Raw genomic sequence first — 25828 nt, forward strand, 5'->3', positions numbered from 1 at the left:
CCATGCAATTTATGCCATTAATGAAATCGCTTTAGTAAATTCTTTTACTTTGGTTATAAATCGCTTATAATTAAAAGTGTTGCAAAATGCAAAGATAATTAGATCCTAAACACTATAATCTATTAAGTATCACTTGTTTACTACTAAATTATTGATATAGGTGGAATAAAGAATGCGAGATAAGTATGAACAACTTAAGGAAATATTGAAAGAGATGGAAAATGTGGTGGTTGCTTTTTCTGGTGGAGTAGATAGTACATTTTTATTAAAAGTAGCCATTGATGTTTTGGGAGCAGAGAAAGTTTTAGCGGTTACGGCTGATTCTGAAACATATCCATCCAGTGAATTAGAGGAAGCGAAGAGGCTTGCTAAAGAGATCGGTGCAACACATCAAGTTATTGAAACTTCTGAGCTGAGTATTCCAGGTTATGCGGAAAATGACAGGAACCGGTGTTATTTTTGTAAAAATGGGTTATTCGAGGAAATCGTTCCGATCATGCGTGAAAAAGGATTTAAGAACGTTGTATATGGTTTAATTGCAGATGATATGAGTGAACACCGCCCTGGCGTTCGTGCGGCCAAAGAACATGGTGTACGAGGTCCACTTCAAGAAGCGAATCTATATAAGGAAGAAATACGTGATCTTTCAAAGCAATTGGATTTACCAACTTGGGAAAAGCCTTCGTTTGCATGTTTATCATCAAGAATTGCTTATGGTGAAAAGATAACGCAGGAAAAGCTAACAAAAGTTGAAAAATCAGAGGAATACATTAAAGGGTTAGGCATTAAACAAGTGCGTGTTCGGACGCATGAAGATATTGCTAGAATTGAGGTAGAGCCTCAAGACATGGAGCGCATCTTAACCAATCATCAAGAAATTATCGAAAATCTTCAGTTATTCGGTTATAAATATGTCACTCTTGACCTACAAGGGTACGTAAGCGGAAGCATGAACAAGGTGTTAGCTAAAAGTAACGAATAAATGGATGGTTAAATCAAGTCAAGGGTGATGGGGAAATGATTAAGGCATTGGCAATTGTCCCTTATGAGGGATTATATGAAATGATGAAAGAAGTCACACAAGATGTTCATGATATTGAGTTTCAGATTGAACTAGGGAACTTGCATGAAGGAGTAGCCATTGCGAAAGAGGCTGAAAAGAACGGTTACCATGTCATTATAAGTCGTGGGGGGACAGCTTCATTAATTCAGGAGGCTGTCTCTATTCCGGTGATTGATATTCAAGTATCTGGCTATGATGTGTTACGTATTTTAACTATGGTTAAAGGATTTTCGCGAAAAGCTGCAATTGTAGGCTTCTCCAATATTACACAGGGTGCCGGTACAATATGTAAACTCCTGGATTTTGATATTAAAACATTAACGATTACAAAAGAAATAGAAGTAAAAGAAATGTTAACGAATCTAAAAGATCAAGATTATGAAGTGGTCATAGGTGATGTGGTTACGGTCCAAGTTGCAAAGGAGTTAGGTTTGACCGGGGTTCTAATTACGTCAGGTAAAGAGGCTATTTTTGACGCATTAGAAGAAACTAGAAGAACCTACAATGTCTTTTCGCAATTACAACAGGACGTTTCTTTTTTTAAAACGATTCTCAGTTTTAGCGAGCAAGCAATTGGAGTTCTTAACAAAGATGAAGAGGTCGTTTACAGTAATGAACGCTTCAACCAAGATTTTAATTGGGTGAAGGTAAAGAACTCAGATACGATAAGAAATTTAATACAAGAAATAGTCATTACAGGTCAAAAGATTTCAAAAACAATACACATAAATGATTCGTTTTGGAAAATCACAGCTTGTTCAAAAGAAGATCATATTGTTTTATTTATAGAGAATAATCTTCCTAACGAATCTGCTAACCAAGGAGAAGGGATGAACGGTAATGCAATTGAAATTCACACCCCAGATTCAACTTTCTCTCCTTTTTCAGGAAAAAGCGAACAGATTCAAAATGTCTTGAAGAAAATTGAGCAATACAGTAAAAAGGATGATGCTGTCTGGATTTCAGGCGAACAGGGAAATGGAAAATCAGTAGCAGCTCAATCGATTTACCAAAATAGAAGGTCACAAAGTGAGCCATTTATTATTTTAAATTGCGAACAATTAACCGCGGAACAACTTAAAGAAATAAATGAAGGCTTTTTTCTTACGTTATCAGATGGTGTTATTTTTTTACGAAACATCCATAAATTAAATCCATATGTCCAAAAGGAACTCTATCAAGTTTATACAAATGGAAATGGTAAAAAGCTAAAATGGATCGCGTCTGCCGATGATAATATGGACGATAAGCTGAAAAGTGGTTCTTTCCATCAAGAGCTATATAATGCTTTGGCACAACTAACAATCCATATCCCACCAATACGGGAACGTAGGGAAGATATCGAGGATTTAGTCCATCTATTTATTACAGAATTACACCCGAAGTATGGAAATGGAATCATAGGGATTCGTCAGGAAGCCATGGAAGAGATTATAAAATACGATTGGCCGGGAAATATAGAACAACTTAAACAAGTAATTGAACAATTATTTTTACAATCTCATACTTATTATATTGAAAAAGAAGAAGTTAAGGCACTATTGGAACGAATAGACCTTAAGGAAAAGAAAGATGATCTATTCGTACAGATTGATATAACAGGCACATTAGAAGATATAGAAAAACAAGTGATCAGAAAAGTATTAGAAGAAGAAGGGTTGAACCAATCGAAAGCAGCTAAGCGATTAGGGATTAACCGTTCCACATTATGGCGCAAGCTAAAATAAAGCTTGTGCCTTTCTTTTGTTTTGGGTTGATGTAAAATGCAACATATTTTAAAAATGCGAATAAATATCATTTAATCTATTGCTAAATGCAACATATTGTTTTATGATAAGTGTAAGCGTTTTTAGATCGTTGTTTAAAAATGCCACACGAAAAAGATATAAGGTACTTCAAAAAAAAGAGTTGAAACACTACATGTAGTGTGACGCTTGTTTCGAAACAAAATAAAAAAAGCTAAATTATACAAACTAAGTAGTAAAGGGGGCGGGATGTAGGTGAAACTAGCGGTAATCGCAGATGATTTAACGGGTGCAAACGACACGGGAGTTCAATTTGCAAAACAGGGTTTAAACACAACAGTGCTATTTTCATATACACAATTACAACCGTCACATCTTACTGAAGATGTCATTGTTTTAAATTCAGACAGTCGAGCAATAGAGGCCGGTAAGTCTTACAACATCGTTTTTGATCTTTCGTCACAATTGAAGCAATTAGGTGTTTCTAATGTTTTCAAGAAGATAGATTCAACGATGAGAGGAAATATTGGTCCAGAAATTGATGCAGTAATGGATGCTTTTGACTATAAGATTTCATTTGTAGTACCAGCTTTTCCAAAAAGTAATCGCGCGACTATTAATGGACAACATTTTGTAAACGGAGTTTTATTAGAGAAAGCTGAAATGGCGAAAGACCCTGCCAGTCCAGTAAATGAAAGTTATCTGCCAAAATTGGTACAGAAACAAAGTAAGAGAGATGTTGAGCTAATTACAATCTCTCATGTTAGAAAAGGAATCGACCACTTATCTAATATAATGAAGGAATTATCCTTGAGTGATACTTCGAAAATCGCCATTATCGATGCAACGACGGATGAGGAACTTGAAATCATCGTTAAAGCAGCACAAGCTTTACAAGAGAAATATCTCTGGGTGGGATCCGCAGGAATCGCTTCACACATCTTCTTCGAAGAAACCCAGGAAGAGGTTATAAATACAACTAAGGTTTGTGACCGAGATCCTGTATTAGTGGTTGCGGGTAGTGTAAATTCTATTACTCAGCAACAAATTCAGGTCCTTAAAGAAAAAAATAATGTAGCAGAAATTGTTATTTCTCCTGAAGAATTCTTTTTTGAGGATAGGAGAAAACTTGAAATTGACCGTATTGTGAAAGAAAGTAAAGCATTGCTAGATAAAGGCGACTTAGTAGTAACGACGAACCGAGACCAAGAAGTAATTGGGAAAGTAAAGGATTTACAACGTGAACTTGGTTTATCAAACTTCGATGTTGGAAATACAATTGCCCAATCAATGGGAGAAATTGCTGGTCAATTAATCGAAAGCAAGAAAATTTGCGGTGCCGTTCTAACAGGTGGAGATATTGCAGGTGCTACATGTAAAGAGTTACAAGGTGAAGGGATTCGAGTCATTGGCGAAGTAGAGCCTGGTATACCGTATGGCAAACTCTTTGGAGGATTATATGATGGCATTCCACTTGTCACCAAAGCAGGTGCGTTTGGAACTGAACAAGCACTTTCTAAGGCTCTTCAAAAGGTTACTGAATTAAGTACACGTACTCAATGAGTACTTATATAGAAATTATGACTGATTTTTGCATGTTAAATTAGAGATATTTACAGGAGGAATTAGATATGACTAGCTATAAACCAAGTATCGCGATTACAATGGGAGATCCATCTGGTGTCGGACCTGAAATTATTGTGAAATCTTTGAATGATAAAAACATTTATGATAACTGCAGTCCATTTGTTGTAGGCGACTTAAAAATTTTAAAAAGAGCTTTAAATGTAACAAATATCGATCTTGAATTAAATAGCATTACCAATCCAGAAGAAGCAAAGTCTCAATATGGCATAATTGATATTATCGATCTTGATTTAGTTTCTGAAGATTTACCATGGGGACAAGTTTCACCAGAAGCTGGAAATGCAGCTTTCCGTTATTTAGAAAGATCTATTCAATACGCGAATGAAGGCAAAATTCAAGGGATTTGTACAGCGCCACTAAATAAAGAAGCACTTCATAAAGCAGGCCATATTTATCCGGGCCATACAGAGATTTTAGCAGAATTAACAAATACAAAGGATTTTGCAATGATGCTCTCTGCCCCAGCGTTAAGAGTCATTCATGTGACAACACATATTGGACTTCTTGATGCGATTCATAAGATTAATGCTGAACGTCAATATACAGTTATCAAACTTGCACATGAGACATTACAAAAGGCAGGAATTGAATCTCCTCGAATCGCTGTTTGTGGAATTAACCCACATGCTGGTGAGAATGGGCTTTTTGGTCATGGTGAGGAAGAAGAAAAAATCGTTCCGGCTATTGAAAAAGCGCAAGCAGAAGGAATAAATGTTCAAGGACCACTTCCAGCAGATACATTATTCTTTAGAGCAAGACGTGGGGACTTTGATATTGTTGTTGCACAATATCACGATCAAGGTCATGGTCCAATTAAAGTGTTAGGTCTAGAGGCTGGAGTTAATATTACAGTAGGTCTTCCAACCATTCGTACAAGTGTTGACCATGGAACGGCATTTGATATTGCTGGTAAAAATATTGCGGACGAGCAATCATTAAAAGAAGCGCTACGTATGGCAGTTGAACTAGCTCCAAAGAAAAAAGCATAATCTGAAGAATATCAAGCAAGAGGTCAAACAGATCTCTTGCTGACTTTGTATACAAATCATTTTTTATCAATAAGTAGTATTTCTGTAAAGGAGACAAGGATCATGACTTTACCAAAGGTTGCAAAGATACGTCAGAAATTCCAAACGGAAAGTATAAAAGATATCCCAGGAGCGATTGTAGAGCAATTTCTTCATGTCAATGCGGATGAAAAAATTAAACCAGGTATGGAGATTGCGATAACCGTGGGAAGTAGAGGAATCGCCAATATTCCATTAATCGTTAAAAGTGTTGCAGATGAAATTAAAAAAAGAGGAGCGTCTCCATTTATAATCCCAGCAATGGGAAGTCATGGTGGAGCTACTGCTGAAGGACAAATCGAAGTCCTAGAGGGATTAGGTGTCACTGAGGAGTCAACTGGGTGTGAAATACGTTCATCGATGGATGTTGTTGAAGTGGGTAAAACTTCTGATGGAGTCCCAGTTTACATTGATAAGAATGCTTATCAAGCAGATGGAATTATCGTTATGGGTCGCGTTAAGCCACATACTGATTTTAAAAATAAGGTTGAGAGTGGCGTTTTGAAAATGGCGTCAATTGGAATGGGGAAACATAAACAAGCTTTAGCTTTACATACACATGGTATTAAAGGAATTAGCGAAATGATGCCTGAGGTCGGCAAAGTGGCTATCGCCAATTCAAATACTTTATTTGGTATAGCTATCGTTGAAAACGCTCATGAAGAAACAGCCATCATCGAGGCTATTGAAAATGATCGAGTTGAAGAGCGTGAAAGAGAATTATTAAAAGAGGCATTTGCGTTAATGCCAAGCCTTCCAGTCGAAAATATGGATATCTTAGTCGTTGACGAGATTGGGAAAAACTATAGTGGGACAGGAATGGATACCAATATTATTGGGCGTATCCGGGTGCTCGGAGTTAAAGAGCCCCAAAAGCCAAGCATTAAATATGTCATTGCTTCAGATTTAAGTGAGGCGAGCCATGGCAATGCGTTGGGAATTGGCTTAGCTGACTTAACTACAAAGCGCTTATTTGAAAAAATTGATTATCAGGCAATGAATGAAAATGTAATTACAAGTACATTTTTAGCTCGAGCAAGTATCCCAATTATTCTTGATAATGACCAAGAAGCTCTAAAAGCGGCACTCCGTGCAAATTGGGGTGTATCACCGGAAAAGGCTAGAATTGCTAGGATTCCAAATACACTTCATATCGGAGAACTATATGTATCGGAAGTTATTTTTAATGAACTAAAAGATAAAGAAAACATAGAAGTACTAGAGGACCTACATGAAATGAAGTTTGACGAAAACGGTTATTTCTTACCTATGTAACAGGCCTTTGAAGATCTAGACTTTATATTGAAAAAACAAACAGCTCCTGCTAGAGGGGCTGTTTGTTTTTATCGATATATAAAACCTCTTTATTATGCTTTCGAACTCTAAATAGTTTACCACCAAGTTCATTCAACGCAATCGCTGCTAATATAATGGCTGTTCCAACCCATTGAAGGGGTGTGACCGTTTCAGACAAAATGATACTAGCTGATAAGATAGCGATTGGTAATTCGATTGATGTTAGGATATTGGCAATTCCGCCAGATACCAATGGTGCTCCCACCGCGAAAAATAGTGGAGGAAAGACTGCACCAAATAAAGATACACCAACGGCTGTTGCTACTAAGTTTGTCTCTAATGGAAAAATAGATGGAATGTCGCGCACGAATATGATTAGTATTAAAATGGTTGACCCGGTTGCCATTAATGAAGTACGAGCCAATGGGTCTACATCTACAGCAACTTTTCCACTAAAAAAAATAAATCCTGCATAAGTAAATGCAGATAAAATACCAAAGAGGAAACCTTTAAGAGGTAGCCCTTGGATGTCGCCATTTATTATATTGGAAGCAAAAAAGACGCCAATTAATATTAAAAAAATGGACAAAACTGTGATAGGAGCGGGTTTCACTTTGCTGAAAATCCATTCTAATATAATACCAATCCAAACGAATTGAAACATTAAAATAATGGCCAATGAAGCAGGTAGATATTGCATTGCCCCATAATAAAAAATACTAGTTAATCCGGTAAAGCATCCAGTTATCATGATTAGAGGAAGATTTTTCTTCGTCAGTCCTTTAAAGCTAGGTCGTTTAATTAGAGTGATAGACCATAATAAAAACGAGGAAATCAGCATTTGAACAATATTGATTTGGCCTAGTGAATAGCCGTAGCTAAACCCCAATTTAGCAAAAACCGGTGTAAAGCCAAAACATCCAGCACCCAATAATACAAACAATATGCCCTTATTTACTTTCATTTATGAAACCTCCATGAAGCTAAATACTATTAAACTATTGTATCATAAAAGGGGAAAATAGATGCCTAATAGAGGCTTCCATTATCTTGATAAAAAGCTAGGGTTCGTTTGATGAATTAAAAAATACGGGGAATAAATGTGTCGATTTTATGACAAAACCATGATTCATCATGGATAAAGAAAAAACGATAGTAAAATAGGCTAGAAACAAGGTATATATTAAACTACCATATGGGTAAGAGAGAAAGTTAGGGGAGAAATTGAGACCATATAATAGATTTTTCGCACTTTTTAGTATGTTACTTATGATTAGTTTAGCAGGTTGTGGTAAAGAAGATATTGTCACAAATGTGGGAAAGCTAGACTTTGAGCAACCATTAAAACTTCCACCACTTGTAGAGCCTATAATCGAGGCTGACGGTACAAAAAACTTTACATTGACCATGCAAACGGGAGAGACAGAATTGTTACCAGGTAAGATTACGGAAACTTGGGGGATCAATGGTTCCTATTTAGGTCCAACGATTAGGGCTTCTCGTGGGGACAAGGTTTCTTTTAATGTTGTAAATAGTTTGAACGAACCATCAACTCTACACTGGCATGGTATGAGATTACCAGCCATAATGGATGGAGGTCCACACCAAATGGTGGATGTTGGAGAAACTTGGACTCCCCATTGGACAATTGATCAACCATCAGCAACCACATGGTACCATCCTCACTTACATGGGAAAACAGCCCAGCATGTATATAAAGGACTTGCAGGCATGTTTATCATCGATGATGAGGATTCAAAAAAACTTCCTTCTGAATATGGGGTAGATGATATTCCACTCATTATACAAGATAAATTGTTTACGAATGAGGGACAATTAACAGAGGATGAAGAGGGTGTATTTGGTACACTTGGTGATGAAATACTTGTGAATGGGACGTATGACCCCTATCTTGAAGTTAAAACGAGTCAGGTCCGTTTTCGGTTGCTCAATGGTTCGAATGCAAGAGCCTATAATTTTGGCTTTACCAATGGGAGAGCTTTCAAACTTGTAGGCAACGATGCTGGCCTCCTTCAAGAGCCAGTAACCCTGGAACGATTTATGCTAAGTCCAGGTGAACGTGCAGAAATTGTTGTAGAATTTGAGCCAGGTGAGGAGACGATTCTCCATAGCTTTAGCGGAAATAACGGTATAGATAATGGTGAATTCGATTTGTTAAAGATAGTTGCAGCCACTGAATTAAAAGAGTCAGACCCAGTTTCTGGGCAACTTTCAAGCGTACCACCAATTGAGGCACCAAAAGATGCTAGAGTTCGTCAATTCAAACTAACAATGGAGAATAAGATAAATGACAAGTTAATGGATATGTATCGTATTGACGAGGTTGTTCCAGCAGGAGCAACAGAAATATGGGAGATCAACAACTTTGGATGGTCACATAATTTTCATATTCATAATGCCGCATTTCGAGTCCTAGACATAAATGATAAGCCACCTTCAGAGTATGAGCGAGGAAGAAAAGATACTGTTTTTATTCCAAATGGTTCAAAGGTGAGAATTGTTGTTGAATTTGGAAATTACGCTGACCCTAATTTCCCATTGATGTATCACTGCCATTTATTGCGACATGAAGATGACGGCATGATGGGCCAATTCTTATTAGTAGAACCCGGTACTGAATCGCAGGTGCCAACAACACTTCCTAATAATGGTACGAACGGGGAACATCAGGGTCATCATTAAATAGATAGAAAAACATAATCTGTTTTTTAAGGATATAATCAAGATATGTAATATCAAATATTAAACTTTATAGGAGGAAAAATGAGTAATTTGCCAAATTGTCCAAAATGTAATTCAGAATATACGTATGAGGATGGAGCATTACTAGTATGCCCAGAATGTGCTTATGAGTGGCCATTGAATCAAGAAGAGGAAAACAATGGAGGCGATAGAGTCATCAAGGATGCAAATGGGAATGTATTGGTTGATGGAGATACTGTTACTGTTATTAAAGATTTGAAGGTAAAAGGGAGCTCTTCTGTACTTAAACAAGGCACAAAGGTAAAAAACATTCGCTTAGTTGAAGGAGACCATGATATCGATTGTAAAATTGATGGATTTGGTGCGATGAAATTAAAATCTGAATTTGTTAAGAAGATATAAAAGTAAAAAAGTCGCTATTAACCAGTTAGGTTGATAGCGACTTTTACTATTGAAAAGGATTATTGATGAACGAGATTCTTTTGACTAGAATCATCTGTAGTTGTATCCCAATTGTTTCGAATTAGGTAGTCAAATGCACTTAATGATGCAGTTGCACCTGATCCCATTGAAATGATGATTTGCTTATAAGGGCTGTTTGTACAGTCACCAGCAGCAAATACACCAGGGATATTTGTTGCACCGTGGTTATCAACAACAATCTCACCCATTCGATTGCGTTCGATTGTGTCACCAAGCCAATCTGTATTTGGTACAAGACCAATTTGAACAAATACACCCTGTAATTCAATGTGTTTTTCTTCACCAGAATCACGGTCAACATAAGTAATACCGTTTACTTTGTCAGTACCCGTAATTTCTTTTGTTTGTGCATTCTTAATTACCGTTACGTTTGGAAGACTGAAAAGACGGTCTTGAAGCACTGTATCAGCTTTTAGCTCTGAATTAAATTCAATAACTGTTACATGCTTTACAATACCTGCAAGATCAATTGCAGCTTCAACACCAGAGTTACCGCCACCAATAACGGCTACGTCTTTGCCAGCAAACAATGGACCATCACAATGTGGACAGTATGCTACGCCTTTGTTTTTGAACTCTGCTTCACCTGGTACATTAACATTACGCCAACGAGCACCAGTTGAAAGAATCACGGTTTTACTTTTTAACACAGCACCGTTTTCTAGTTCAATTTCAACAAAGTCTTTCTTTTCAATGCGTTTCGCACGCTGTAGGTTCATTATATCAACATTATATTCTTTAACATGTTCTTCGAGACTTGCTGCAAGCTTAGGACCTTCTGTGTACTTAACACTGATAAAGTTCTCAATGCCAAGTGTATCCATAATCTGGCCACCAAAGCGTTCAGCAACAATACCTGTGCGAATACCTTTACGTGCTGCATAGACTGCTGCACTGCTACCTGCTGGTCCGCCTCCGACAACAAGAACATCAAATGGATCTTTCTCTGCAAATTCTGATGCATCAGGTGCGCTGCCAACTTTTGAAAGAATTTCTTCTAGTGACATACGACCATTACCGAAAACTTCTCCATTTAGGTAAGCAGTTGGAACAGCCATGATATCCTTACTTTCAACTTCTTCCTTGAAAGCAGCACCATCAATCATTGTATGTGTGATGCCAGGGTTGAGAACACTCATCACGTTAAGAGCTTGTACAACATCAGGGCAGTTGTGGCAACTTAAGCTTACATAAGTTTCAAAGTGGTATTCACCTTTAATAGCTTTTATTTGGTCAATTAGCTTCTGATCAATCTTCGGAGCTCTTCCACTTACTTGTAAAAGAGCCAACACAAATGAAGTAAATTCATGTCCAAGTGGGATTCCAGCGAATGTAATACCAGAATCCTCGCCGATACGATTGATGCTAAAGCTTGGTGTTCTTTCTAACTGAACATACTCAACCTTAATTTTAGAAGACATCTCTGCCAACTCATCAACAAGAGCCTGCATATCTTTTGAGACACTATCAGAACCCACGCTAACTTTGAGTAGCACATCACTTTCTAAAAGTTGAAGATATTGAGCTAATTGTTGCTTTATATCAGCATCTAGTATCATTTATAGCACTCCTTAGATTTTTCCTACTAGGTCAAGGCTTGGCTTAAGTGTTGCTTCTCCTTCTTTCCACTTAGCAGGGCAAACCTCACCAGGGTTGTTACGTACATATTGTGCAGCTTTAATTTTGTTAATAAGTGTGCTTGCATCACGGCCAATACCGTCTGCATTGATTTCAACAGCTTGGATTACACCATCTGGATCAATGATGAAAGTACCACGGTCAGCTTGTCCAAGTTCTTCAACTAATACATCAAATTGACGAGAAAGTACGTGAGCAGGGTCACCGATCATAGTATAAGTAATTTTACCAATTGCTTCTGAAGAATCATGCCATGCTTTGTGAGTGAAATGAGAATCTCTAGAAGCAGAGAATACTTCAACACCAAGATCTTGTAATGCTGGGTATTGCTCTTGTAAATCTTCTAATTCAGTAGGACATACGAAAGTGAAGTCAGCAGGGTAGAAGCAAACAATACTCCAATGACCTTTTAAGTCTTCCTCAGTAACCTCGATGAAATCACCATTTCTATAAGCTTGTAATGTGAATGGTTCTACTTGTTTTCCAATAAGTGACATAATAAATTCCTCCAATTAATTATATTTAATATAGATTATTAGCATTATTGACTAATAAATCTATAATTAATACTTGTTTATAATAATTATTATATAGATGTTATTATTTATGTCAATTAAAATGCTATGACAATTATATTCAAATATCAATTAATAGGTTTTGTATTTAAGGGTACCTTTATAAATGGTAATTCTTGATTAATGCTGACTTTCATTGACACAAGTGTAAATTTGATTCATAATATTCCTAATCTATAATTTAAAAGTTATTTACGGACTAATTTAATAATAAGAAGTGATGAGAGGGAACTAGTAAGTAGTTCTCAGGTAAAAGAGAGTAAAATCCATGGGCTGAAAGATTTTATAACCTGCAATGCTATTGAACCTGTCCCTTGAACTGTTAGGAAAACCTAACCGTTGCCTGCGTTAAAGGTTTCGAGTGGATACTAAGAGCGATTCTAGTATCAATAAAGGTGGTACCACGAAAGACATGGTCTTTTCGTCCTTTTTATAGGGATGAAAGGGCCTTTTTTTATACAATTTAATGGGTGGTGAATGAAATGAAGAAGAAGCGAATTGTTGTCAAAATAGGGAGCAGTTCTTTAACAAATCAAAATGGTGGCCTTAGTAACGATAAGCTTAGAGAACATGTGGATGCGATAGCTCGTTTAAAAGAACTTGGGCATGAAGTCATACTCATTTCATCTGGGGCTGTTGCAGCTGGATTTATGGACCTTGGCTATTCTTCCCGCCCTAAAACTGTCGCTGGCAAGCAAGCAGCTGCAGCAGTGGGCCAAGGACTTCTACTAAGAGGGTATACGGAAGAATTTAAAAAGCATGGTATTGTTGCCGCGCAATTACTATTAACAAGACAAAATTTTTTATACAAGGATCAGTACAACAATGCCAATGCTACTCTATCGGAACTTCTAAAACGGAATGTTGTACCGATTATTAATGAGAATGATTCCGTATCATTAGAAGAATTAAACTTTGGAGATAATGACATGTTATCGGCATTAGTAAGTGGCCTTGTACATGCTAACTTTTTAATTATCATTACAGATGTCAATGGCATCTATGATCAAAACCCACGAACACATCCAAATGCAAAGAGGTACAACTTCCTCAATGAGATTAACGATGAATTAGTAAGTGGAGCTTCTGGAGCGGGATCAAAGGTTGGCACTGGAGGAATGAAGTCAAAAATTGAGGCAGCAAGGACAGCAGTTGGTTTAGGAGTAAAAGTGTTTATTGGATATGGTTCTGGAGACGAAAAATTTGTCGATATCCTTGCAGGAAAAGGGGATGGAACGTATATTGGAGACTCCTCACGACCTAGTATGAATACGTCAAAGCAGTGGTTAGCCTTACACTCAATTCCAAGTGGGAAAATTGAAGTCGATCAGGGTGCTGCAGCCGCTATTTTAAGGCACGGTAAAAGTCTACTACCTGCAGGTGTCACAAACATTATCGGTAATTTTAGAATCAATGATGTTGTTGAGGTCGTAAACCTTAAAGGAGATATAATCGGTAAAGGAAAAGTGAATTTTTCTTCTGATCAATTATTAGAAATTAAAGGATTATCGAGCACTAAGGCAATGGTTAAGGTAAACAGTGATCAACGTGTTGTCATTCATAGAGATAATTGGGTAAGTCAAAAAGAGAGGAGAGTTAAGTATGAGTGAGTTAATTCTAAAAGGGAAAAAGGCAAAATCGGCAGCATCACTTTTAGCAAAGGCAACCACAGAACAAAAGAACAAGGCTCTTTCGACAATTTCTGAGCAACTTATCAAAGAACAAACCTTTATTTTGGAAGAAAACAACAAGGATTTACAAGCAGGAAAAGAAAATGGAATGAGTGAGTCTTTACTTGACCGTTTAAAGTTAAATGAAAAGCGGATTCAAGATATGGCAGATGCCCTTGTTCAATTAACGAAGCTAGAGGATCCAATTGGACAATTAATAGAGGAGTGGGAGCGTCCAAATGGCCTTCAGATTGCACAAGTTCGAGTTCCTCTAGGGGTAATCGGAATGATTTATGAGGCAAGACCAAATGTGACGGTTGATGCATCAAGTTTATGTTTAAAAACGGGAAATGCAGTACTCCTTCGTGGTAGCTCTACAGCGATCCATTCAAATAAAGCCCTTGTGAAGGTTATCCAGCATGCACTTGAGTTAAGTAATCTACCAGTCGAGGCTGTTCAACTAGTAGAGGATACAAGCCGAGAAACTGCATCGGAAATGTTCAAGTTAAATGAGTATCTAGATGTGTTGATTCCACGTGGTGGTGCGAAGTTAATTCAGACAGTTGTACAAAATTCGACAGTTCCTGTATTAGAAACAGGAGCAGGAAATTGTCATGTGTATATAGATGAAACAGCTGATCCAAAAATGGCGATTGAGATTGCAATTAACGCGAAAACACAACGTCCATCGGTATGTAATGCGATTGAAAATGTTCTTGTCCAAAAGGATTGGGCATCTAAGCATTTACAAGAGTTGATAACAGCCATGCAGGAAAAAGATGTTCAAATACATGGGGATAAAACGGTCCAAAATGTAGGACAGGAAATTATTCCTGCGCGCTTGGAAGACTGGGGTACGGAATTTTTAGGGCTAGAAATTGCCGTGAAAGTGGTTGAGGGTGTAGAAGAGGCCATTACCCATATTAATCAATATGGAACAAAGCATTCCGAAGCCATTATCTCATCGAGCGTTGAAAATGTAGAGAAATTTTTTACAGAAGTGGATGCAGCAGCTGTCTACCATAATGCATCAACCAGGTTCACAGATGGATTTGAATTTGGATTTGGTGCAGAAATTGGAATTAGTACTCAAAAACTACATGCTCGTGGACCAATGGGACTACAGGCATTAACCTCCACAAAATATACAATTCGAGGTAACGGGCAAATTAAGTAAAAATTGAATACGATTATAGGGGATGTTCCCAATAATTTTGGGAGCATCTTTTTTTATTTTCTTGTTGTTTACAAGTTTGTTTACACGTACACAAAAAGTAAACAAGGTGTATACAAATGCGTTTACATGTTTACAAATCTGTATACATCCCGTCATAACAACATGTAGGCGAGTTTGTATTCAATGTTTACAGAAATGTATACAAAAAACGACATGTTTACAAAGTGTTTACAGGTTTACAGTTTTGTTTCTTTTTGCTGAGAATCATTGTGGAATCTAGTAATCTCTTATACGCTTTTATTAGGTAAAAAAGTTCAACAGACGTACATAGCAACAAATATAACTAAATTGAAAAGGGATGATGTTTGAATGACTATGTCCAGAATTGCAGCAGTTGATGTTGGAAATGACTCTATTAAGGCGATCTTCGGAGAACTAGAGTACGAATTAAATATACCTAATATTATTGCTAGAGACACCGAGGACCGTCCGGTAATTGGAATAGAAGAATTAAATAGTAAGGATCCGTTGGAAGGAATCCATATCAAGGTTCACTCCCCTGCCCTAAAAGAGAATAACGTCATTTATCGTGTAGGGCATTTAGCAACCAAGAGTAACAGTGCATCTGAGCTGGACCCAGGTAGTAGCAAATCAGAAGAGGATCAGACATTAATTATGCTTTTTGCTACTTTGGCATTGGATGCGGTTCGGGAGGGTAACACATCTTCCTTTCCAAGGTCAAAAAATGTAATTGATGCAAATTACACGCTAGGAACAGGATTACCACTTCGAGAAGTTAAAGAAGGAAAAGATGCAGGATATCGTTCAAAGTTAACAGGATCTGTTCATCAAGTGGAATTTCTTGTAACACCAAGATATCAGGGATTAAAGGTCAACATTAAATTCAATGAAGTCAAAATCTATCCAGAAGGTTTTGCCGCTTATATTAATCTTGTAATGGATAATAATCTGAAAGTAATCAATAAGGATCTAATTGATAAGCGGATTTTAATTCAGGATATTGGTGGTCTTTCTACGGATATTGCGGTGATTCGTAACCGAACTGTCGATGATGATAAGGCCCAAGGCTTTAATCTTGGGGTATCCGAATCATTAGAAGCAATTAGAGAAGAAATTCGCTCTAAGCACGGAATAGAGTTAGATAGCCGCCGAGATGTGGTTGATATTATTACAAGAAAAAACAACCGAAATCATATTATGGTAAAAGGTAGTCGGACAAGCGTTCATGACATTACGGACCGTATCTTGCTTGAATTGGCGAAAAAGCAATATCGATTACTTCGCAATGTTTGGCTGAAAAACTCTCAAACGGAAATCTGCTATTTCGTCGGTGGTGGGTCAAATGTGTTAAAAGATTATATTAAAACATTAAATAACAACCTTGACGGTTATAATATTGAATTCTTTGAAGATGAAAAAGAAAGTATTTGGATGATGGCAAACGCCTATTATAAACTTATTACTGACTTTATAAGAAAAAATGAGAAGCAAAAGGTACCACAAGAGCCAGTAAAAAAATAAGTTTTTCAAAAAAATAAGATAAGGTGATCCTATGAACAAAACCTCACCAGAGGTAAAGAGGGGCCAAGCGATTTCGTTTCGAGTACCATCTGATACACCTGATCATTTATTAAAGCATCTACAAAAACTGAAGGAAACAGAGCGAAGGAATTTTTCTAGTAAAATCGCTGAGTTTGTCATGCAGGGAGTCGGCCAGACCTATTCAAGGGAACGGGAAGTGATAACCGTTCCACTCCCTCATAAACTAAGTAAATCTCAGCGGAATTGGCTTAAGCATGAGCATTCGGAGGCATTGCTAGGAAGTATTATTTACCACCTATTATCTGACCCGGTTCGTGCTACTGCTCTACTAGCTTCGTTAAATAGCAAATCTGTAGATTTAGATGAAGCCCTGTATCTCCAAGAGGAATTATCCGTGGAGGAACATAAGGTTAAGCCTATCGCTGAGAAAGGCCATCTACAATCGGTTGACGAAGTCGCGGTAGCTGAAGATGCTGACAACTTTGAGGATGACTTAGATAATTTTAACTGGGAAGCTGCCAAGCAAGATGAACCAAAAGAAGATATTGATGCGGAGAATGCTGATTTAGACAGCCTTTTAGGGGATTTTCTTTCTGCAATGAATAAGTAAAAATGAAGGGACAGTACTCGTTACTATATGGTAGCGTGGTACTGTCTCTTTTAATTGAACGAAGAGAACTGTATCATAGGTAGAAAGAAAACCTAAGGATAAGGATGGAGAACATGGAAACGGAATTGAATATACAAGTTAATTCAAAACTCGCTAATAAGTATAAAGGAGGGTATCCTCTTGTTACAAAGCAAGTGATGAATAATACAAGCCATTTAGAAGAGGGAGCTCTAATTAACCTTGTTGATGAAAGAAATACATTTATTGGGAAGGGCTATTACGGCAAGCAAAACAAAGGATTTGGCTGGATCCTAACGAGAAACAAGGATGAAAAGATTGATCAGTCCTTTTTTGAAAGGAAGATAAAAGCCGCCTTAGAGAAAAGAAAGTCATTTTTTAATGACAAGGAAACAAATGCCTTCCGTGTATTTAATGGAGAAGGAGACGGAATTGGGGGCTTCACCATTGATTATTTTGATGGGTATTATTTAATCAATTGGTATAGTAAAGGTATCTATACATATTCCGATTATGTGATAACCTCTCTTAAAAATCTAGCCCAGTATAAAGCAATTTATCAGAAAAAACGATTTCGTGAAGACGGAAAATTTATTGAAGAAGACGGGTTTGTAGAAGGTGAACGTGGCCAGTTTCCGATTATTGTTAAAGAAAACGGGGTTAATTTTGCTGTTTATTTTAACGAAGAAGCCATGGTTGGGGTGTTTCTTGATCAGCGTGATGTAAGAAGGACAATTCGCGATAAGTATGCAGAAGGGAAGACTGTATTAAATACTTTTTCATATACCGGGGCATTTTCTGTGTATGCAGCACTGGGTGGAGCTGCAAAGACAACTAGTGTGGATTTAGCGAATCGTAGTTTGCCGAAAACGATTGAGCAGTTTAGTGTAAACGGAATTGATTATGAGGCCCATGATATTATAGTTGAAGATGTTTTTCATTATTTTAAATACGCAGGTAAAAAGAACTTGAAGTTTGACATGGTCATTCTTGATCCTCCTAGTTTTGCAAGGTCGAAAAAGATGACATTTAGTGCTGAAAAGGACTATAAAAATCTTTTGAAGGAAGCAATTGTAATTACAGAGAATAATGGGATAATTGTTGCTTCAACAAATAGTGCATCCTTTGATATGAAAAAATTTAAGAGCTTTATTGATGCGGCGTTTAAGGAGAGTAATTGCAAATACGAAATTAAAGAGGAATTTACATTACCTTCGGACTTTCAAACAATTTCGCAGTTTAAGGAAGGTAACTATCTAAAAGTAGTATTTATCAAAAAGCTAAATGGCTAGAAATGAAGATGGAGGCGATGAGATGGATGTCGTAGTGAATAAAGAATGGCTTGTTGAACAATTACATAACAAGGATGTAAAAATTGTGGATTGCCGGTTTGCTTTAGGAAATCCAACCCAAGGTGAAAGTCTCTATCAGGAAAGTCATGTTCCGGGTGCTTTTTATTTTGATTTAGAAAAGCAGTTATCCGCTCCTGTGTCAGAGCATGGGGGAAGACATCCACTTCCAGAAATAGAGCAATTTAAGCTAGAAGTTGAAAAGGTTGGAATCGATCGTTCAAAAACAGTTGTTGCTTATGATGGGGGTGAAGGTCAGTTTGCATCCCGTTTTTGGTGGTTACTAACCTATCTTGGACATGAGAAGGTTTATGTGTTAAACGAAGGCTTTAAAGGTTGGACTAAAGCGGGCTATCCTATAACAAATGAAATACCAGAACTAGAATCAACTTCATTTAACTTAAATATACGTGAAGACATGCTAGCTTCTTATGAAGAAGTTAAGGAAATCGTTGATCAGAAAAAAGACTCTCCCATTTTAATAGATTCGAGAGATGAGAGCCGTTATAAAGGGGAAATTGAACCAATCGATCGAATCGCAGGACATATTCCCCGCGCAATAAATAGATGTTGGATAGATGGTATGGAGCAAGGATCCTTTAAAGATAGTGAAGAACAGAAAAAGAGATTTGCAGACATTAATAAAGAAGAACCAATCATTGTTTATTGTGGGTCAGGTGTAACAGCTACTCCCAATTATATTGCTTTGAAAATGGCAGGATTTAAGAATGTCAGGTTATATGCAGGTAGTTATAGTGATTGGATTTCTTATGAGGACAATCCGGTTGCAAAAGGGAATGAGGGATAAGAGCCTTTCCTAAAGGGAGGCTCTTTTTCATTTACATACTGATGACGTTTACACCCTTAATAAAGTATAATACACTTAAACATTATTTGGACGGTGAGGGTACAGTGAAAAGGATAACCGTGAATGACTTGGTCCGTAAGTTTTCATTGAAGGTATTGGCTGGTGAAGACCAGTTAGAGAATACAATTGCGCAACCCAGGGTACATCGACCGGGATTGGAATTCGTTGGTCACTTTGACTTTTTTCCAACAGAACGGGTACAAATTTTAGGGGAAAAGGAAGTTACGTATTTACATAAACTTACAAAAGAAGAACGTAGAATTCGGATTGGGAATATTGTTAAATACCATCCTCCTTGTTTTATCGTAACATGTGGGGAAGAGGGGTTAACCTATTTAAAACAGCATTGTGTGGAACAAGGCATTCCGCTGTTGGTTACAAATCAGCCTGAGATTACTTCTGATTATATTGTAAGATTGGATGCCTATTTAATTAAGGAATTAGCGGAAGAAATTGCTGTACACGGTGTTTGTATGAACGTGTCTGGGATTGGTATCCTGATTCGTGGGAATTCTGGTGTAGGAAAAAGTGAGACTGCGCATACTTTGATACGCAGGGGACATCGACTTGTAGCAGATGATATCGTAGTCTTAAAAAAGCTAAGTCCACAAACGATTCTAGGTACACATGATGAAAAAACAAAGGAGTTTTTAGCCCTACGCAGTATCGGGTTATTAAATGTGGTTCGAATGTATGGACGAAAAGCTTTTCAGGATGAAACCCGCATTTCCCTTGATATTCATTTGACGAAATGGGAAAAGGATGCTTTGTATAATGATCTAGAACAAGAAATCAACTCAATGGAATATATGGGTGTTAAAATACCTTCGATTGAGATTCAGCTTCAGCCTGGGCGAGATGTCGCGGGGCTAATTGAAGCAGCCGCAAACAACTGGTATTTAAAGCAGCAAGGTTACAATGCGGCAGAGGAATTTATGAGTAGAATTGATGACGAATTAACTACCACTAATGGCGATAAATAAAGGGGAGGTTTCAATAACTGAGAAACTCAATTTGAGTTGGACTTGGTTTTCGGTTTTTATGGGCATTGCCAAATATGGATAAGGTCTTGGCTATGCCCTGAGCAAATACATTATTGCGATTAGGTACTTAGGGAACTACTGCCGGTGCCAAGTGAGGGCACCGCCCATAACCCAGTTACTCTTCTACGGTTATAAAAAAACCCTCTACATTTTTTAAGTATGTAGAGGGTTAACACGTTAAGCGACGTACTCTTCTTTTTTGATATCTGTTGCTTCTTTTTTTATATAATATTTTCCTTTTGTGGCAACGGCTAAAATGATGGTTAGGATAGAAGCAAGGATTGCCGCAAAAAATGCTGCTGTACTTTGTAAAAAGGTTCCCATAAATCCAAGTGCGGCCACTGTACCGAGGGCACTTGAAATTAATAAAGCGGCAACACCGACGGGATTCCATTTATACAAGTTCTCTTGTCTCGCCTCGTAATATCCAGGGCCAATTTTTAATAACCTCTTAACAAAGACAGCATCTGTAACTAAAATAGCTGCCCAAGATAATAAGAAGACTCCTTGGAAGGTCAAGACTGTGCCAAGATGATTGACAATATCGGTAAGCATTAAGAAGATGGCAGATACTCCGGTAACAACTACCCAAAAGCGTCTTCCGGGTTTAAAGTTAAACATGTTTTCGAAGAAGTTTGAAAGAGATAGTGAACCACTATAGATATTAGTGACGTTAATTCTTACTTGGGTAATCATCGTAAACAACGCTCCCCACATTCCTAGCAGCATTACGATATACACACCAGGATTTGGTTCACCTAGACGAACACCAAACCAAATACCTAAACCTCCCATTACACCAAAACAGAAGATTTGCGGGACAAACCCGATTGCAAATACTCCAATTTTCGTGTCCTTTGGTTTAAGGAATCGTGCATAATCGGATGCGAGTAGTGGAGTTAATCCCATAATCCCGTGCTGCATGCCAATACAAAGCAATAGAGCGGTTCCTCCAACTTGAACATTTTCTGGCATATAGGACCAGAAAGTTCCATCGTAAACAGATGGCTTGAAAGCTGCCACTACGATTGCCGCAACTAAAAAGACACCGAACAATGGCAATGACCATTTTTGCAATTTATCCAACTGCTTAATACCAAACCAGTTTAATGGAATGACAATGGTGCCGAAGAAAAGAATTAAAGCCCATTCTGGAATAATAGGTAAGAATTCATGGACTGCGGAAACTAAGATTAAACCTTCAAGTGCACAATACATGATGAAATTTGTGGCATAAATAATGGAGGTTAATGATGCGCCTATATAGCCGAACCCGCCACCCCTTGATAATAAATTTACGTTCATACCTGACTTTGCAGATAGGTACGCAATGAATGTTCCAAGAATACCGGCAACGATAATCGCATATATAGCGGAAATGATGGCGTTAATAGCACCAAATTGAAGTGCCATTACACTTCCCATTTGAAAATAAAATATAGCCGTTGCAATTCCGAATGTAATATTCGTTATACTTAACCAACTCATGTTTCTTTTGTTAAGAGGTACTCTATCCAAGGAATAGTCATCACTCAACGCTTCGTTGCGATTTTGCTCCGGTTGGATATTAGATCCCATCTTATCAACTCCCTTTTTATGTGAATGTTTTCACATTTATGTTTCTTGGTAAATAAATAAGGACGTACAGTCTGCTTAACCAATAATAATTGTAACAATGGTGTATACAAGGTTGCAAATGCGATAAAACAGCATATTTCGTGATAAAACCTATTTACAACATGTCTAGGTTACATAATCCGGGTCTATCTTAGAATTTGCCCCAAATACCGAAGTATACATCCGGAATGCTAATGAATGTGCGTATTATATAGATTGGTTTGATTTATTTACTAATTTCGATTTATAAACTTTCGGATTTTTGGTCTTTTGTTCATTCAAATAGTTACGATAAGGGGCAAAGATGAGTCGGAATCCGGGTGTGATTCGGACAAAGAAAGAGGAGAAGGGGGAGACAGAGTCAAAATCAAGGTGTGATTCAGACAAAGAAAGCGAAAACCAGATTACCAGAGTCAGAAAACGAGCTTGATTTGGACAGATGGATAGGCAAGGTCGCAGAGATGAGTCAGAATAAAGGTGTGATTCGGACAAGGTAGTAGAAAAAGAGAGTACCGGAGTCAGAAAGCAAGCCTGTTTTTGACAGAAGGAAAGGCAAAGGTGCAAAGATGAGTCAGAATGAGGGTGTGATTCGGACAAGGAAGTAGAAAAAGAGAGTACCGGAGTCAGAAAGCAAGCTTGAATTGGACAGATGGATAGGCAAGGTCGCAGAGATGAGTCAGAATAAAGGTGTGATTCGGACAAGGTAGTAGAAAAAGAGAGTACCAGAGTCAGAAAGCAAGCCTGATTTTGACAGAAGGATGCAGAAGGTCGCAGAGATGAGTCAGAATGAAGGTGTGATTCGGACAAGGTAGTAGAAAAAGAGAGTACCGGAGTCAGAAAGCAAGCCTGATTTGGACAGAAGGAAAGACAAGGTCGCAAAGATGAGTCGGAATCCGGGTGTGATTCAGACAATGAAAGAGAAAACGAGATAACCAGAGTCTAAATACTAGCCTCAATGCAAAAAATAAGAGCCCCAAGAAGGACCACCCCAAAAAAATTCACCAACAACAAAAACCCCATCGAAATAGCCAGATGAGGTTGTATCATACATTACTAATTCTTATTCATAGTACGTATTCTTTGTGTTACCAATAGAATTAAAGTTTGCCTTTAGGACTCTCAAATATGTGCGTTTGCATAAGTCAAGTTTACACCAGTCATAAATGGCTTGAGTTGTAATTTTTTGATTAGGAAAAAGCAAACTGAATTCCTTCACATTTCGCAAAATAGCTTGGTCTATTTTTTCCAGCTCTCCACAGTTATTACAAACAAGGTTATGGTGCTTTATTGTAATATGAAAGGACTTACAGTTCCTGCAAAATATTCCTTTTTTAACTTTTTCATAAGTATAAGATGGTAACTTTGTGAAGGGGTTCTTTGACTGATGTAAATCCATTAGTTTTTGGGCAATTTTTTTATGTCCGTCATTTAACTGAGAGGATCCCTTATTTATATCTCTCAAAAATCGATTTACTTGAGTTGGTAAAATAAATGGCTGTTCAAGAGGTGCTTGGTATAATGTGAACTCGGGATTGATAAAAATAATAGAGGCATCCACTAGGTATTGTTGATTGAGATTTTGGAGTAATTGGCGGAATAAAGAAGCACTTCTGTTTATTTGATTTATGGGGTTTTTATATTCACGGCCAGTTGTAACTGAATAAAGATTGTCTGATTTAAGGTAACAATCTCCTTGAAAGTTTTTTATATCTAGCAAATGAATGATGCCCTGTGATATAAGCAACGTATCAATTTGAAAAAAGGAGTTGTTCACTTCTAGTAATAGGTCATTGATTATGTATCTTTCTTCACAGAGATCCTGTAACATGGAATCAAATCTCACCTCTCCTTCATAGCCTCTTTCAAGATTTTGATAGTGAAATTTTTCTTTTGGCGTTAACTCCATTCGAGTATCTAATGAACGTAGAGCTAACAATTCCTCTGATTCAGTTCGCGCTTTAAGTAACAAACTTCCACTTCCTTTCTATTTATTCATCCCTATTTTAATAGAAAAACAAGTATTGGAGTGTAAATATTCTGTTAACATTTTGTGTCCGGTACTCCATAGGAAATACTTATCCATTTCTATAATAAAGATTAAATTTCTTAATCACTCTTTTGCTACTATACTTAAGGTACAAGGGGTGGTAATGAATGGAATATATTATTCTGTTTTTCATTGGGGTTTGTGCGACGACTTTGGGGACACTGGCTGGTGGTGGGGGATTAATCAGTTTGCCCTCGATGTTGCTTTTAGGTGTTCCTGTTCATTCGGCAATTGGAGCAAATAAGGTTTCTAATACAATTAGTTCGTTCTCGAGTTTCTTCTACTTGCTACGGAAGAAGGAGCTGTCTTTAAAAGAATCAATTTGGATTATACCGGTTAGTCTTTCTGGTGGGATAAGCGGGGGCCTTATCGCTTCACGGATTTCAGCTGAAAACATGTATATTGTGGCAATTGTCCTGCTACTATTCGCCTTTATTGTTTCTTTTGTGGGAAAAGGAGATTTTACCGGAAATGAGCCATTGAAGTTCAATAAAATTAGTGCACCTGGGCTATATAGTATTGGCATTTATGATGGGCTGTTTGGACCTGGTCAAGGGACTCTAATGCTTTATCTATATAATCATTTAAATATTGCATACATTCGTGCCGTCGGATTGGTCCGCCTTGCGACATTTTCTAGTTGTTTTGGAGCTGCGATGACCTATATTGCGACTGGTAAGATGATTTGGCCGGTTGCCATTGCCTTGTTACTTGGTTCTTTTACAGGAGCACAAATTGGGGTGCGTATTGCGCAGAAATTAAAGCCTCAATATGTAAAGCCGATTTTAAGGGTTGTAACGGTACTTCTTATTTTTCAAATTGTAACTGAGAATGTTCTTTAAATAAAAATCTGGACTCACTATCAGTCCAGATTTTTTTAGTTTCCTGTGTATTTAAACGAATAGATATGCGTTTTTGTTAATTCAATGACTTCCTCAATAAATTCCTCTTGGGACTCTTTAAAGCCGCTCGTAATCCAATTTTGGATAAGCCCGTAAAAGCCATAGGCTGTATAGCGTTTAAAATAGTCCATGTTGACCGGGATATTGTTGATTGTTTCAAATATAAATTTTTCTTGATAAATTTTTAAAATGGTTTGAGGGAAACTTGTATGTAGCCCTGGTAGAGTGTCGTCAAATTTTATGAGTTCAAAAAAGTCTCGATGCTCATAAATATAGGAAACGATATTAAAAGAAGGCTTGCCAATTTTAGATGTATACACCTTTTGTCCAGGAAGATGGTGTTTTCCAACCGAATTCCATAATCCTACCATCATGGAATCTAGCAAGTCTTCAGCTAAATCAATTTTGTCATGGTAGTGAACATAGAAGGTGCTGCGATTATAGAAAGCCTTATCTACAATGTCTTTTACAGAAACGGTATGATACCCTTTTTCTTTGATAAGGTCAATTAGGGCATGTTTTAAGTGTTCCTGGGTTCGATTTCGTCGTTTAGATATGAGGTCCAATTCATCATTCATAAAAAAACCTCCGTAAAATAGACAGTTTTATTGGAAATGTCTATTATTTAGACATTTTGAATTTCTTTGATGATTGTTAAGTCTAGTCAAGATAGTAAAATAGAATTGTGACCAAATGGTGACAAATTCTATTGGAGTAAATATTACT

The 25828-nt window shown here is 37.4% G+C and carries 21 protein-coding genes and 1 other annotated feature; of the genes, 15 read left to right on the forward strand and 6 right to left on the reverse strand.

Annotation, left to right across the window (positions count from 1 at the left end; genetic code table 11):
* Positions 1-172: 172 nt before the first annotated feature.
* From larE to CKJ95_RS00310, 5 genes are all read left to right on the forward strand, one after another.
* Complete coding sequence (gene larE, locus CKJ95_RS00290; protein ID WP_099351416.1) at positions 173-982, forward strand: ATP-dependent sacrificial sulfur transferase LarE; 810 nt, start codon at positions 173-175, stop codon at positions 980-982.
* A 35-nt stretch (positions 983-1017) separates the two neighbouring features.
* Positions 1018-2790 (forward strand): sigma-54-dependent Fis family transcriptional regulator, encoded by a 1773-nt coding sequence (locus CKJ95_RS00295; RefSeq protein WP_099351417.1) that lies wholly within the window; start codon positions 1018-1020, stop codon positions 2788-2790.
* Between the two features lie 273 nt (positions 2791-3063).
* Entirely contained in the window at positions 3064-4371 is a 1308-nt protein-coding gene (locus CKJ95_RS00300; protein ID WP_099351418.1) for a four-carbon acid sugar kinase family protein, read from the forward strand.
* A gap of 68 nt (positions 4372-4439) precedes the next feature.
* Positions 4440-5444, forward strand: a complete 1005-nt coding sequence (gene pdxA / locus CKJ95_RS00305) for a 4-hydroxythreonine-4-phosphate dehydrogenase PdxA (protein WP_099351419.1) — start codon at positions 4440-4442, stop codon at positions 5442-5444.
* 102 nt (positions 5445-5546) lie between these two features.
* Complete coding sequence (locus CKJ95_RS00310) at positions 5547-6797, forward strand: lactate racemase domain-containing protein (protein WP_099351420.1); 1251 nt, start codon at positions 5547-5549, stop codon at positions 6795-6797.
* A gap of 49 nt (positions 6798-6846) precedes the next feature.
* Here the strand turns inward: CKJ95_RS00310 and CKJ95_RS00315 are convergent, their stop codons facing one another.
* On the reverse strand, positions 6847-7782 hold the full coding sequence (locus tag CKJ95_RS00315) for an EamA family transporter (RefSeq protein WP_099351421.1): 936 nt from the start codon (positions 7780-7782) through the stop codon (positions 6847-6849).
* 260 nt (positions 7783-8042) lie between these two features.
* Between CKJ95_RS00315 and CKJ95_RS00320 the strand changes: the two genes are divergently transcribed.
* Positions 8043-9521, forward strand: coding sequence for a multicopper oxidase family protein (locus tag CKJ95_RS00320; protein ID WP_257215690.1), 1479 nt, complete (start codon positions 8043-8045; stop codon positions 9519-9521).
* An 81-nt stretch (positions 9522-9602) separates the two neighbouring features.
* Complete coding sequence (locus CKJ95_RS00325) at positions 9603-9944, forward strand: zinc ribbon domain-containing protein YjdM (RefSeq protein ID WP_099351422.1); 342 nt, start codon at positions 9603-9605, stop codon at positions 9942-9944.
* A 59-nt stretch (positions 9945-10003) separates the two neighbouring features.
* Here CKJ95_RS00325 and ahpF read toward each other — a convergent pair whose 3' ends face one another.
* Positions 10004-11584 (reverse strand): alkyl hydroperoxide reductase subunit F, encoded by a 1581-nt coding sequence (ahpF, locus tag CKJ95_RS00330; protein WP_099351423.1) that lies wholly within the window; start codon positions 11582-11584, stop codon positions 10004-10006.
* Between the two features lie 12 nt (positions 11585-11596).
* Positions 11597-12160, reverse strand: coding sequence for an alkyl hydroperoxide reductase subunit C (ahpC, locus tag CKJ95_RS00335; protein ID WP_099351424.1), 564 nt, complete (start codon positions 12158-12160; stop codon positions 11597-11599).
* Positions 12161-12449: 289 nt separating this feature from the next.
* Positions 12450-12670 (forward strand) — a binding site (T-box leader).
* A gap of 50 nt (positions 12671-12720) precedes the next feature.
* Here ahpC and proB point away from each other — a divergent pair.
* The 7 genes from proB (at position 12721) to hprK (ending at position 20476) form a co-directional block, all read left to right on the forward strand.
* Positions 12721-13848 (forward strand): glutamate 5-kinase, encoded by a 1128-nt coding sequence (gene proB / locus CKJ95_RS00340; RefSeq protein WP_099351425.1) that lies wholly within the window; start codon positions 12721-12723, stop codon positions 13846-13848.
* Complete coding sequence (locus CKJ95_RS00345) at positions 13841-15085, forward strand: glutamate-5-semialdehyde dehydrogenase (RefSeq protein ID WP_099351426.1); 1245 nt, start codon at positions 13841-13843, stop codon at positions 15083-15085. Before proB ends, CKJ95_RS00345 begins: the two co-directional genes overlap by 8 nt.
* A 369-nt stretch (positions 15086-15454) precedes the next feature.
* On the forward strand, positions 15455-16627 hold the full coding sequence (locus tag CKJ95_RS00350) for a ParM/StbA family protein (RefSeq protein ID WP_099351427.1): 1173 nt from the start codon (positions 15455-15457) through the stop codon (positions 16625-16627).
* Positions 16628-16658: 31 nt separating this feature from the next.
* On the forward strand, positions 16659-17258 hold the full coding sequence (locus CKJ95_RS00355; protein ID WP_099351428.1) for a hypothetical protein: 600 nt from the start codon (positions 16659-16661) through the stop codon (positions 17256-17258).
* Between the two features lie 113 nt (positions 17259-17371).
* Complete coding sequence (locus tag CKJ95_RS00360) at positions 17372-18568, forward strand: class I SAM-dependent rRNA methyltransferase (RefSeq protein ID WP_099351429.1); 1197 nt, start codon at positions 17372-17374, stop codon at positions 18566-18568.
* Between the two features lie 22 nt (positions 18569-18590).
* Positions 18591-19433, forward strand: a complete 843-nt coding sequence (locus CKJ95_RS00365; protein ID WP_099351430.1) for a sulfurtransferase — start codon at positions 18591-18593, stop codon at positions 19431-19433.
* A 104-nt stretch (positions 19434-19537) separates the two neighbouring features.
* Positions 19538-20476: an HPr(Ser) kinase/phosphatase gene (gene hprK / locus CKJ95_RS00370; protein ID WP_099351515.1), complete on the forward strand. Its 939-nt coding sequence runs from the start codon at positions 19538-19540 to the stop codon at positions 20474-20476.
* A gap of 237 nt (positions 20477-20713) precedes the next feature.
* Here hprK and CKJ95_RS00375 read toward each other — a convergent pair whose 3' ends face one another.
* Both CKJ95_RS00375 and CKJ95_RS00380 read right to left on the reverse strand, forming a co-directional pair.
* Entirely contained in the window at positions 20714-22114 is a 1401-nt protein-coding gene (locus CKJ95_RS00375; RefSeq protein ID WP_099351431.1) for a purine-cytosine permease family protein, read from the reverse strand.
* 1099 nt (positions 22115-23213) lie between these two features.
* Entirely contained in the window at positions 23214-24122 is a 909-nt protein-coding gene (locus tag CKJ95_RS00380; RefSeq protein WP_099351432.1) for a nuclease-related domain-containing protein, read from the reverse strand.
* Between the two features lie 185 nt (positions 24123-24307).
* Here CKJ95_RS00380 and CKJ95_RS00385 point away from each other — a divergent pair, with 185 nt between their 5' ends.
* Complete coding sequence (locus CKJ95_RS00385) at positions 24308-25042, forward strand: sulfite exporter TauE/SafE family protein (protein WP_099351433.1); 735 nt, start codon at positions 24308-24310, stop codon at positions 25040-25042.
* Positions 25043-25077: 35 nt separating this feature from the next.
* On the opposite strand, the gene CKJ95_RS00390 is transcribed toward CKJ95_RS00385, so the two are convergent.
* The gene (locus CKJ95_RS00390) at positions 25078-25680 is read right to left on the reverse strand and encodes a TetR/AcrR family transcriptional regulator (protein ID WP_099351434.1); all 603 of its coding nucleotides are present in this window, start codon (positions 25678-25680) and stop codon (positions 25078-25080) included.
* Positions 25681-25828 lie beyond the last annotated feature (148 nt).

This window comes from Fredinandcohnia onubensis (genome assembly GCF_002734285.1).
GTDB classification, from domain to species: Bacteria; Bacillota; Bacilli; order Bacillales; family Bacillaceae_L; genus Ferdinandcohnia; species Ferdinandcohnia onubensis_A.

Bases quoted from the DNA above. Each gene is read 5' to 3' on its own strand.
- larE (WP_099351416.1), top strand. From the start codon at position 173: ATGCGAGATAAGTATGAACAACTTAAGGAAATATTGAAAGAGATGGAA.
- CKJ95_RS00295 (WP_099351417.1), top strand. From the start codon at position 1,018: ATGATTAAGGCATTGGCAATTGTCCCTTATGAGGGATTATATGAAATG.
- pdxA (WP_099351419.1), top strand. From the start codon at position 4,440: ATGACTAGCTATAAACCAAGTATCGCGATTACAATGGGAGATCCATCT.
- CKJ95_RS00310 (WP_099351420.1), top strand. From the start codon at position 5,547: ATGACTTTACCAAAGGTTGCAAAGATACGTCAGAAATTCCAAACGGAA.
- CKJ95_RS00315 (WP_099351421.1), bottom strand. From the start codon at position 7,782: ATGAAAGTAAATAAGGGCATATTGTTTGTATTATTGGGTGCTGGATGT.
- CKJ95_RS00325 (WP_099351422.1), top strand. From the start codon at position 9,603: ATGAGTAATTTGCCAAATTGTCCAAAATGTAATTCAGAATATACGTAT.
- ahpF (WP_099351423.1), bottom strand. From the start codon at position 11,584: ATGATACTAGATGCTGATATAAAGCAACAATTAGCTCAATATCTTCAA.
- ahpC (WP_099351424.1), bottom strand. From the start codon at position 12,160: ATGTCACTTATTGGAAAACAAGTAGAACCATTCACATTACAAGCTTAT.
- proB (WP_099351425.1), top strand. From the start codon at position 12,721: ATGAAGAAGAAGCGAATTGTTGTCAAAATAGGGAGCAGTTCTTTAACA.
- CKJ95_RS00345 (WP_099351426.1), top strand. From the start codon at position 13,841: ATGAGTGAGTTAATTCTAAAAGGGAAAAAGGCAAAATCGGCAGCATCA.
- CKJ95_RS00350 (WP_099351427.1), top strand. From the start codon at position 15,455: ATGACTATGTCCAGAATTGCAGCAGTTGATGTTGGAAATGACTCTATT.
- CKJ95_RS00355 (WP_099351428.1), top strand. From the start codon at position 16,659: ATGAACAAAACCTCACCAGAGGTAAAGAGGGGCCAAGCGATTTCGTTT.
- CKJ95_RS00360 (WP_099351429.1), top strand. From the start codon at position 17,372: ATGGAAACGGAATTGAATATACAAGTTAATTCAAAACTCGCTAATAAG.
- CKJ95_RS00365 (WP_099351430.1), top strand. From the start codon at position 18,591: ATGGATGTCGTAGTGAATAAAGAATGGCTTGTTGAACAATTACATAAC.
- CKJ95_RS00375 (WP_099351431.1), bottom strand. From the start codon at position 22,114: ATGGGATCTAATATCCAACCGGAGCAAAATCGCAACGAAGCGTTGAGT.
- CKJ95_RS00385 (WP_099351433.1), top strand. From the start codon at position 24,308: ATGGAATATATTATTCTGTTTTTCATTGGGGTTTGTGCGACGACTTTG.
- CKJ95_RS00390 (WP_099351434.1), bottom strand. From the start codon at position 25,680: ATGAATGATGAATTGGACCTCATATCTAAACGACGAAATCGAACCCAG.